At 40.9% G+C, this 11,139-nt stretch carries 6 protein-coding genes; 3 read left to right on the top strand and 3 right to left on the bottom strand.

From position 1 onward, the window contains the following. Positions 1-92: 92 nt before the first annotated feature. Entirely contained in the window at positions 93-3,623 is a 3,531-nt protein-coding gene (gene metH, locus VB713_RS13550; RefSeq protein ID WP_323312046.1) for a methionine synthase, read from the bottom strand. Positions 3,624-4,143: 520 nt separating this feature from the next. Between metH and VB713_RS13545 the strand changes: the two genes are divergently transcribed. Both VB713_RS13545 and VB713_RS13540 read left to right on the top strand, forming a co-directional pair. Further along, entirely contained in the window at positions 4,144-5,040 is an 897-nt protein-coding gene (locus VB713_RS13545) for a peptidoglycan recognition family protein (RefSeq protein WP_323312045.1), read from the top strand. Positions 5,041-5,461: 421 nt separating this feature from the next. Next, on the top strand, positions 5,462-6,478 hold the full coding sequence (locus tag VB713_RS13540; protein WP_323312044.1) for a choice-of-anchor A family protein: 1,017 nt from the start codon (positions 5,462-5,464) through the stop codon (positions 6,476-6,478). 75 nt (positions 6,479-6,553) lie between these two features. On the opposite strand, the gene ribBA is transcribed toward VB713_RS13540, so the two are convergent. Then, a complete protein-coding gene (gene ribBA, locus VB713_RS13535) occupies positions 6,554-8,227 on the bottom strand; it encodes a bifunctional 3,4-dihydroxy-2-butanone-4-phosphate synthase/GTP cyclohydrolase II (RefSeq protein WP_323312043.1) in 1,674 nt (557 codons plus the stop codon). Between the two features lie 257 nt (positions 8,228-8,484). Here ribBA and argC point away from each other — a divergent pair, with 257 nt between their 5' ends. After that, on the top strand, positions 8,485-9,543 hold the full coding sequence (gene argC, locus VB713_RS13530; protein ID WP_323312042.1) for an N-acetyl-gamma-glutamyl-phosphate reductase: 1,059 nt from the start codon (positions 8,485-8,487) through the stop codon (positions 9,541-9,543). Between the two features lie 96 nt (positions 9,544-9,639). On the opposite strand, the gene eno is transcribed toward argC, so the two are convergent. Next, positions 9,640-10,929: a phosphopyruvate hydratase gene (eno, locus tag VB713_RS13525; RefSeq protein WP_323312041.1), complete on the bottom strand. Its 1,290-nt coding sequence runs from the start codon at positions 10,927-10,929 to the stop codon at positions 9,640-9,642. Between the last annotated feature and the right edge of the window lie 210 nt (positions 10,930-11,139).

Genomic DNA, 11,139 nt, shown 5'->3' with positions numbered 1-11,139 from the left:
GTTGGGTTTCGCTGTCGCTCAACCCAACCTACATTTCCTTAACCGAGCAGTATTGCCCTCTATCTCACGACAAAGGGGGTTATAAAATGCTATTAAGCCGAGAAATACTTCGCTACAGGGTGATAAGTAATAATTGCCGTCGTAGACTGTTCAGGATATAATTGCTCACTTTCATCCATGTGCATTTTCATCCTATCAACTCCCAACAACTCCAACTGCTTAAACTGATCCTGAATATTCGGACAAGCAGGATAGCCGAAACTATACCGAGAACCTTGATAACGCTGCGCTAAAATATCCCGAATGTTATCAGGTTCAGAATCACCAAAACCCAACTCCCGGCGGATTCTGGCGTGTGTCCATTCCGCTAAAGCTTCTGCCACCTGTACCGCCATACCATGAAAATACAGATAATCAGTGTATTGATTATTGGCAAATAATTTTTGTCCAAACTCCGTTGCAACTTCCCCCACAGTCACCGCTTGCATGGGGAAAACATCAATTAGCCCCGACTCTTTTGGTGCAAAGAAATCTGCAATACATAACCTATTGAAAGACTTCTGACGGGGGAAATCAAAACTTGTCACCTGTCGTGATTGATTTTCTACATCATATATATGTAGAGAATTACCCTCAGACTGACAAGGAAAATACCCATAAATCACTTGAGGATGTAATAAATTCTCCTCAATAATTCGCTGTTTCCACTCTTCTAAAACTGGGTAAACCTTCTCGGCTAGAAATGCCTGATATTCTTCCTTTGATTGTTCTTTTGGCTTGCGGAATTGCCATTGTCCAGCCACCAAAGCTTGCAAATCTAAATACCAGAATAATTCCTCCAGGGAAATATCATCAGGTTGTAAAAACTGCGTTCCCCAAAAAGGTGGTTGAGGACGTTCAATATTTATTGCTACAGCTTCCGAACGTCTTGTATCTATTTCCTTTGGTTCAGCAGATGCTTTTTCTTCAGAGGTGATTGTTATTGCTTCTTTATGGCTATTGGTTGATTCTTCCGATTTGCTTAATTCATCTAAAAAACCCTGCGAATCATCCCAATTTCCCCCTACCTTTGCAGGCATTAATTTATCCATAAAATGCAAATCAGAAAATGCATCTTTGCCATAAACTACTTTACCTTTGTAGGCATTTTGGCAGTCTTGATACACAAACTTAGGAGTTAACGCTGCACCACCTAAAATTACTGGTACTGTAATACCATTTTCGTTGAAAGTTTGCAAATTCTCTTTCATAAAAGCAGTGGATTTCACCAGCAAACCACTCATGGCAATACAATCAGGTTTATGCTGTTGATAAGCCTGAATAATATTTTCCACTGATTGCTTAATTCCTAAATTAATTACCTTGTAACCATTGTTAGATAAGATGATATCTACAAGGTTTTTGCCAATGTCATGAACATCACCTTTCACGGTTGCAATGACAAAAGTCCCCTTGGAATTATTTCCAGATTCTGACTTTTCCATGAACGGTTCTAAATACGCAACTGCCGATTTCATCGTTTCCGCAGATTGCAAAACAAAAGGCAATTGCATTTGTCCTGAACCGAACAACTCACCCACAACTTTCATACCATCTAATAAAAATGTATTGATGATTTCTAAGGGAGGAAATTGTTCTAAAGCCTTTGTTAATTGCGCTTCTAAACCAATACGTTCACCGTCAATAATATGACGTTTTAAACGTTCTTGAATGGGGAGATTTTCATCAATTCCCGTATTACGTTTTGCTTTAACCCCTGCAAAAATTGTTGTTAGTTCTCCCAAAGGATCATAAATGCAGACATCACCATCAAATTTCCGTTCATCGTAAATTAACTGACGACAAACTTCTTGATGCTGAGGTTCAATTTTAGCAAGTGGTAAAATTTTACTCGCGCTGACAATTGCTGCATCCATTCCCGCGTTCATTGCTTCATGCAAAAACATTGAGTTCAGAACCATCCGTGATGCGGGGTTTAAACCGAAGGAAATATTAGAAACACCCAAAATTACATGACTTCCAGGCAATTCTCGGCGAATGCGGCGAATTGACTCAATGGTGGCTTTACCGTTTTCTCGATCTTCTTCAATTCCCGTAGAAATAGGTAAAGCTAGTGTATCAAAGAATATTTCTGTGGGGGCAAGTCCATATTCTACAGCTTGACGGTAAGCACGTTGGGCAATTTGAAACTTTTTCTCTGCTGTCCGTGCCATGCCATCTTCGTCAATTGTCCCAATGACAACACCTGCACCGTACTTTTTGGCTAACTCCAACACTTTCAAAAATCGCGGTTCGCCGTCTTCATAGTTGGTGGAATTGAGCAAACACTTACCACCAGCTACCTTTAGCCCTGCTTCCATTTTTTCCCATTCGGTGGAATCGAGCATTAAGGGTAAAGTAACATTATTAACAATGCGGGAAACTAGCTCGTGCATATCACGCACGCCGTCACGTCCCACATAGTCAACGTTAACATCAAGGATGTGTGCGCCTTCTTTAACTTGACTCCTCGCCATTGATACCAAACCATCCCAGTCTTCTGCATTCAGTAAGTCACGGCATTTTTTAGAACCGCTGGCGTTAAGGCGTTCACCCACAATCAAGAAAGAGTTATCTTGCTCATAAGGCTGAGTAGAATAAATTGAGGCTGCTGCTGGTTCTAAACTCGGTTTTCTGACTTTCGGTTTTAACTCCTTGGCAATTTCCGCTAATTGTTGAATGTGTTCTGGACGTGTCCCACAGCAACCCCCAATCACTTGGACACCCAAATCTTCGATAAAGTGCATTAAAGACATCCGTAGTTCAACAGGCGTTAGTTTGTAATGCGCTTGACCACCAACGTTTTCTGGTAAACCCGCATTGGGAATACAGGAAACTACGAATGGAGAATGTTCTGATAAATACTTGATGTGTGGTTTCATCAAGTCGGGACCGGTGGCGCAGTTTAAACCGAGAATATCTATGGGGTAAGGTTCTAAAATAGTCAGTACGGCGCTGATTTCTGTACCTACCAGCATTGTCCCCATGCTTTCCATTGTCACAGACACCATTAAGGGTCTTCTTTCACCTTTTTTGGCAAAAACTTCCTCAATCCCATTTAACGCCGCTTTAATTTGCAGCACATCTTGGCAAGTTTCTACAAGAAATAAATCGACACCACCATCAAACAAAGCTTCTGCTTGTTCAGCGAAGGAGGCTTTCATGGTGTCAAAATCAATATGTCCCAAGGTGGGAAGTTTGGTGGTTGGACCAATGGAACCGGCGACAAAACGGGGTTTTTCGGGGGTGGAAAATTCCGCAGTGACGCTTTTGGCAAGTTCGGCGGCTTTTTTTGTTAGGTAGTAAGCTTGGTCTGCTAAGTCATATTCGGCTAGAACTATGGACATAGCGCCGAAGGTGTCGGTTTCAATAACATCAGCACCAGCAGCGAGAAAGTCACGGTGAACTTTGGCGACAGCTTCGGGTTTGGTGTGGACTAAGTATTCATTACAACCTTCATACTGTGCGCCTCCGAAGTCTTCAGCAGTGAGGTTTTGGGTTTGCAGGTTGGTTCCCATTGCACCGTCAAAGACGATAACGGGACGTTTTGGACTATGCAGGTGTTCTAGAAAAGGATGTTTCATATTTTCTGAAATCAAGTTTGGTTAGTTTTGTGATTCTAGACTTAGTTTATTATTTTCCAAAATTTAGACGTATTTGATAGACAACAAGTATTTTAAATCTGTATAGTGCATATGATCCTTATGATATATTCACGTTTAAACAAGATATAAATCTTTTGTAATGGACAAATAATGTATAAACTTGTCCAGTGCAGTCTCTATAATGATTTTGAAAGATGCATATTGAAATTCTGTCGATGTTATTAATGTCAAAATATTATGAAAATAAGTAGGTAGGCACAATTAAACATAAATATGTGAATAAAATTAATGAGGCTCAAACCCTTTTCCCTTTTGCCTTTCACTTTCTGCCTTATCCTAAAAATAAATATTCACGCCCACATACTCAGTAAAGTTAGACTACAGATAGATGAATGGGTAAAAAAATTTATTTACCTTATACTTTAGTATAGTAGTCAATTTTATTTTGCGAAATCAAAGTATTAATATTAACGTTAGCAATATTACCAGTATTAGATATATGAGATTTAGAGACTGGGCAACTAGAGTAATGCTAATCTTTTTTATGTTCGCTGCTCTGGTTTTGGCATTGTTTGTGGGTGGTTCCAGACAGACGCAAAGTAATAACACTACTTCAATTCCAGAAACTACAGCTTGGAGTCAATATCCACAGGCACAATTGCAGTCGGTAATAACGACAGAGAATAAAGAGAATAAAAAGCTCAATTTACTTAAATCTCCGGTAAATACGCATACTATTCCTAAACTTAGTAAAGTTAATACAATATACGCAACTACGGCAACTTTTTTTAAGTATAGACCTAATTTTGCTAAGGCTGATGTGCATCCTAGTAATTATGGAGAACGCTTTAGCAGAGATGTTAACGGTGTACCATTAAATAATCAGGCGGTTATTGTAATTCATGAAACTAGTAATTCTGCTTCTAGTGCGATTAATTTTTTTCAAACACCTCATGATGATGAAAATGTACAAGCGAGTTATCACGCTTTAGTTACTTTAGATGGAACAGTAGTTTATCTTGTTCCACCGGAAAAACGCGCTTTTGGTGCGGGTAATTCTGTGTTTGAGGGTGTTAATGGCCTGGAAACTGTGCAAACTAATCAAACTTTACCTCCATCTATAAATAATTTTGCTTATCATGTGTCTTTAGAAACGCCTTCAGATGCTTGGGGTAAGAATGATATACAGGGTCATAGCGGTTATACAGATGCTCAGTATAATTCCTTGGCTTGGTTAATTGCTCAAAGTCAAGTTCCAGATGATAGAATTACCACTCATCGGGCTGTAGACCGTTCTGGACAAAGAGCAGATCCTAAAAGTTTTGATTTTGAGAAGTTTTTTAATGTGCTTCATAGCTATCGGCAGTTAAGAACGGTTAATACTGCTAATAAGTAATATATGCACTTAATATGCACTTATCATAAGTAGGTGGGCATAAATATTTATCGTTGAGACAAGGCAGGAGGCAGAAGGCAGAAGGCAGGAGGGAAGAGGTTTTGAGGCAACTTTACGTTTCGTTACATACTTCTGTTTTTTTGCGCCTACCTACTTATCTGTTTTGGCTGTTAATGGGTTATAGGGAAGAGCAATTATCAAATTCATAATCATTTCAGGCAATGTGAGTGTCAGCAAAATAAGCTTTCACTCCAATAGTTTGCTGATTAAGGCAGTAAAAATAAGGTAGTAGAAATACTGAGATTAAATTAATTTGAACAGTAAATATTTTACAGAAAATTTATAGTGTCTTTTTCCGTTTTTAATTGAATAAACAGTAAATTGGTATTGTAGCTATCTAAAATCAATAATTATAATCATAATGGTTAAAACATTTAAAACGACATTTGCATTAATTCCTCTATCCTTGGGAGCAGTTGCTATCACAGGTGCGATACAACCAGCTATGGCTGTTAATTTAGGAATCGCGCAAGACTATAATGTCTTTGTCTTTGGAGATATGAATCAAAGTTCAGATTCCGAAGGTCGTGTAGCTGTTGGTGGTAATGCAACATTTACAAATTTTGGGATTGGTGACCGTCTCAGTAATTCTAATGGTACAGACACTCGACTAGTAGTAGGTGGCAATTTAACCTACAATAATGGTCAGGTTTTTGGTGGTAATGCTGTTGTTGGTGGTACTGTTAACACCCCTGTATATTTCAACTGCTCTCCTAATTGTGGTGTTAGCTCAGGTCAGCCGATTGATTTTAATGCTGCGCGCTCAGAGTTAACAAATCTTTCTGATTACTTGGGTGGATTAGCTTCCACAAATACGACAGAGTATAAATGGGGCGGAATTTACCTTCAAGGAAGCAATAGTGATTTGAATGTTTTTACAATTGATGGTTCCAAATTTTCTAGCAGCAGTTACTTCAATTTGCAAGGAGTGGGTAGTAATTCTACTGTAGTGTTTAATATTTTAGGAAATAGCGTTAATATCAGTAATTTTGGCGGGTTTAATGGTGTTAATAGCCAAAATGTTTTGTTTAACTTTGTGGACGCAACTCAAGTAACAACTACTGGGTTCTCATTCCAAGGCAGTGTACTTGCTACCAAAGCTAACTTTAATTTTTCTAATGGTAATGTGCAAGGTACTTTAGTTGCTTCTTCATTATCTGGTACTGGAGAATTTCACAATGTACCATTGACAGGAATTCTTCCTAATTTACCAGAGCCAGAACCTCCTCACTATTGGAATCCTCCTGCTGAAGAACCTGTTGTCAACAAAGTACCAGAACCAGGTAACACTTTAGGGTTATTTATTGTAGGAACTCTATTTATATTTTTGCGCCGTTCTCAAATTTTCTCAAAGTTGGCAAGTATGGTTAATTATTAGTCGGCTGAAATACAATGGAGGGCGGGGTCTCCCCGCCCCTACGGGCTTTATAATTGTGCAGAAAGTCAGGAAAGCCTATTTACTAAAGCTGTAAATTTTCTGTGTCTCCAAGCGATCGCTCAATGATGATGGCGGTGTATCATGGGAGAAATGCTGTCGGTCTAGTTGTACTTGCAAATTACTCAAGGGATCACTACCGGCAGAAATGAGAAACTCTAGCTTGTGGATGTAGGGTAAATTTACTAGTTCATCGAGAATTTGGCAGATTGCTTGCAGGTAAGGATGACCAGTTTGTTGATACCAGTTTGATTCAGCAACGTTGGCTTGGTCAAAACCTAAGTGTACAGTTAAAGATGGTTTATCAAATAGTGCGATCGCTAATGGACGAGCTTCTTCCTGTAACAATAAATCATGAGTTTTCGCTAAATATCTCAGTTTTTCTAACCTTTCATAGCGTTTTGTTGCCGATTGTGGGTTATCTTCCCAATGCAAAGCTACTGTCACCAGATAACTTTGTAGCAACATATGTCCCAATTTTTTGGCTTTAGTCGCTAGATAATAGGAATTGTAATCATTAGCCTCAATTAACAAGGGTAAACGATCCACCACTTCCAAACCATAACCCTTGACACCAGCAATTTTACGGGGATTATTGGTAATCAGGCGAATTTTTTTCACGCCTAAATCCATCAGTATTTGCGCTCCCATACCGTAGTCTCGCAAGTCAGCAGGAAAGCCCAAACGCTCATTTGCTTCGACTGTATCTAGTCCCATATCTTGTAAAGAGTAGGCTTTGAGTTTATTAACTAAACCAATACCCCGCCCTTCTTGTCGCAGGTAAACAACAACACCTTGCCCAGCGGCTTCAATCATTTTTAAAGCGGCTTGCAACTGCATTCGACAATCGCAACGCAGAGAACCCAAAGCGTCACCTGTTAGACATTCTGAGTGCATTCGCACCATGACTGCATCATCTTGGAAAGTGGCGGGATCTCCTTTGACAATAGCGACGTGTTCTGTATTATCTAAGGTATGACGATAACCGTAAATATCAAATTGACCAAATTGACTGGGTAGCTTGGTAACTATTTCTCGATATACCAAGCGATCGTTTTGGAGACGATAACTGATTAAATCAGCAATGCTAATAATTTTTAGCTGATGATTTTTGGCATATTGTACTAACTGCGTTAATCGCGCCATTGAACCATCACGGTTTTGAATTTCACAAATGACCCCGGCGGGATACAATCCAGCTAATCGAGCTAAATCTACTGCTGCTTCCGTATGTCCTGCCCGTTTTAGTACACCTCCTGCCCTAGCTCGCAGTGGGAAAATATGACCAGGACGGCGCAACTCTTCGGGTTTTGTGGCTGGGTTAAGAGTCACTTGGATAGTACGGGCGCGGTCTTCTGCGGAAATGCCAGTGGAAACACCTAAATGGGGACCAGCATCAATGCTGACAGTGAAGGCAGTTTGGTTAGTATCTGTCAGAGTACTCACCATTAATGGTAAATCTAGTTCATCCAAGCGATCGCCTGTCATGGCTAAACAAATCAACCCTCTCGCTTCCACTGCCATGAAATTGATCATGTCAGGTGTGGCAAATTGGGCGGCACAAATTAAATCGCCTTCATTTTCTCTATTTTCGTCATCTACTACCACAATGACACGACCTGCTTTGAGGTCGGCCAAAGCGGCATCTATCGAATCAAATTCAAAAGCTTGGCTAGTCTTAGGCTGTGACACAGAAAATTTTCCAGCTACCAACGTAAATTTTTTTTACAATTTCTTATTATAAATTGTAGCCTCTTTATTGGACACGGAACTAGACGAGCAACTATTCAATAAAATGATGAAAATTTTTACTGCTGAAAATGGGGATTGGGGAAATGGGAGAATATTTATTTTGATGGTGATAGGGTGGCGTAAGCCATACTCCTAAACTCCTGATATTGTGGATAGCTAAGAACGATTTAACATTCATCGGATAAGGATTTCAGATCATGGGTAATTTAAGACGCGTACCAGTTGGGATTGTTGGCGCGTCAGGTTATGGCGGAGTCCAACTAGTCAGACTCCTAATGGATCATCCAGAAGTTGAACTGGTTTATTTAGGTGGTGAAAGCAGTGCAGGGAAATCCTTTGCTGACCTTTACCCCCATTTCGGTAATATAGTTAACTTAAAAATTGAAGCAGTAGAACCAGAAATAATTGCTAGTCGTTGTGAAGTAGTGTTTCTTTCCTTACCCAACGGTTTAGCTTGCCAAATCGCACCTCAACTGATAGAGAAAGGATGCAAAGTACTGGATCTAAGTGCAGATTATAGATTCAGCGACTTGACAACTTATACAAATTGGTATGGAACTCAAAGAAGCGATCGCACTGTTGCAGCTACAGCAGTTTACGGTTTACCAGAATTGTATCGCGATCGCATCGCCGAATCTCAACTTATAGGTTGTCCCGGTTGCTATCCTACAGCCAGCTTACTGGCACTTTCACCACTGCTCAAACAAGGCTTAATTGTCCCCGAAACAGCCATTATTGATGCTAAATCTGGCACATCTGGTGGCGGTAGACAAGCCAAAGTTAATCTCTTATTAGCCGAAGCAGATAACTCCCTCGGTGCTTATAATGTCGGCAGACATCGCCACACCCCAGAAATCGAACAAATTTGCAGCGATTTAGCCGGACACGAAGTAACAGTCCAATTTACACCCCATTTAATCCCTATGGTGCGGGGAATTTTGGCAACTGTATATGCCTCACTGCGCGATCCTGGTTTAGTCCGTGACGATTTAATTACAATTTACACAGCCTTTTACCGTAATTCCCCTTGGGTAAAAATCTGTAATAGCGGCATTTATCCCCAAACCAAATGGGCCTGCGGTAGCAACGTTTGCTATATCGGCATAGAAGTTGACCCCCGCACCGGCCGCGTTATCGTCATGTCAGCCATCGACAACCTGATTAAAGGTCAAGCAGGACAAGCAATTCAATGTATGAACCTAATGCTGGGCTGGGATGAAACCTTGGGGTTGCCAAAAGTCGGATTTTATCCTTAACGCAGAGGAACGCCAAGGTTAACGCAGAGGCACACAGAGAAAAAATCCTCAGCGAACCTCCGCGTTGTCCTCTGCGCCCCTCTGCGTTTGATAAAATTATTTAGGTCCCAAACCCACAGTACCAGCATAAACAGCGCGATCGCCCAATTCATGCTCAATCCGGAGGAGGCGATTGTATTTTGCTACCCTTTCACTACGACACAGAGAACCGGTTTTAATTTGACCGGCGCGAGTAGCCACAGCCAAATCAGCGATCGTGGTATCTTCAGTTTCACCAGAACGATGGCTAATAACTGACCGGAAACCGTTGCGATTTCCCAAATCAATGGTTTCCAAAGTTTCAGTTAGCGAACCAATTTGATTCAACTTAATCAAAATCGAGTTAGCTGCTTTTTGGTCAATGCCTTTTTGTAAGCGAGTAGCATTAGTTACAAATAAATCATCGCCTACCAACTGCACTTTTGAGCCTAACTTCTGAGTTAGTAATTGCCAATTTTGCCAATCTTCCTCATGCAAGCCATCTTCAATAGAAACAATGGGATATTCGTTCACCAATTGTCCTAAATAATCAACAAACTCACTTGGTGCATGGGGTTTGCCATCATAGACATACTGCCCATTTTTGTAAAACTCACTCGCAGCCACATCCAAAGCCAAAGCCACTTCTTCCCCAGGCTTATAACCAGCCTTTTTAATCGCCGCTACCAGCAATTCTAAAGCCACTTGGTTCGATTCCAAATTAGGCGCAAAACCGCCTTCATCACCGACACCAGTCAGCAAACCTTTTTCATCCAATACCTTGCTGAGAGTCGCAAACACTTCCGCACCCCAGCGCAAAGCTTCCTTAAAAGAAGGAGCGCCAATAGGTACAATCATAAACTCTTGAAAATCAACGTTATTAGAAGCGTGCGCTCCACCGTTGATCACATTCATCAAGGGAACTGGTAGCAAATTCGACAAAGGACTGCCCAAGTAGCGATAGAGGGGAACATCCAAAGACTCAGCACTAGCCTTTGCAGCAGCCAAGGACACCGCCAAAATTGCATTTGCACCCAAATTCGCTTTATTAGGTGAACCATCCAAAGCAATCATTGTTCTATCTAAGGCTTCTTGGTTGAGAGCATCCAAACCTAACAATTTTGGTGCTAACACCTCATTGACATTCTGCACAGCCTTGAGTACCCCTTTACCTCCATAGCGGCTTTTATCATCATCCCGCAATTCATGAGCCTCAAATGTGCCTGTAGATGCACCACTGGGGACTTGAGCCAGTCCCACAACCCCATTAGCCAAATGCACTTCCGCTTCCACTGTTGGTTTTCCCCGTGAATCGAGGATTTCGCGGGAAACAATTGCCTCAATAGAAGTATCTAGAAATGTACTCATTCGTGTTTTGTCCTTCGTTTCTCTGATGTTTAAGGGATAAGACTTTACAGTTTAGTCCTAACCCACTCGTTAGCATAGGCGTTTCCGAGGCAAAATCGGCTGAGATTAAAGAAGATTTCCAATAGAGAAGGTTTGGAGTGGGTTTACTGGGTAAGAACTGGAGTTTAGACTAAGGCACGACAAAATGACCCAGAAGGACTGAGTTTACAA

Source organism: Anabaena cylindrica UHCC 0172 (assembly GCF_034931625.1).
Lineage (GTDB): Bacteria > Cyanobacteriota > Cyanobacteriia > Cyanobacteriales > Nostocaceae > Anabaena > Anabaena cylindrica_A.
The sequence above is the reverse complement of the archived record's forward strand: the minus strand, read 5'-3'. Positions and strand labels throughout refer to the sequence as shown.

Coding starts and splice junctions, on each gene's coding strand:
- eno (WP_323312041.1), bottom strand. CDS start 10,929: ATGAGTACATTTCTAGATACTTCTATTGAGGCAATTGTTTCCCGCGAA.
- argC (WP_323312042.1), top strand. CDS start 8,485: ATGGGTAATTTAAGACGCGTACCAGTTGGGATTGTTGGCGCGTCAGGT.
- VB713_RS13545 (WP_323312045.1), top strand. CDS start 4,144: ATGAGATTTAGAGACTGGGCAACTAGAGTAATGCTAATCTTTTTTATG.
- metH (WP_323312046.1), bottom strand. CDS start 3,623: ATGAAACATCCTTTTCTAGAACACCTGCATAGTCCAAAACGTCCCGTT.
- VB713_RS13540 (WP_323312044.1), top strand. CDS start 5,462: ATGGTTAAAACATTTAAAACGACATTTGCATTAATTCCTCTATCCTTG.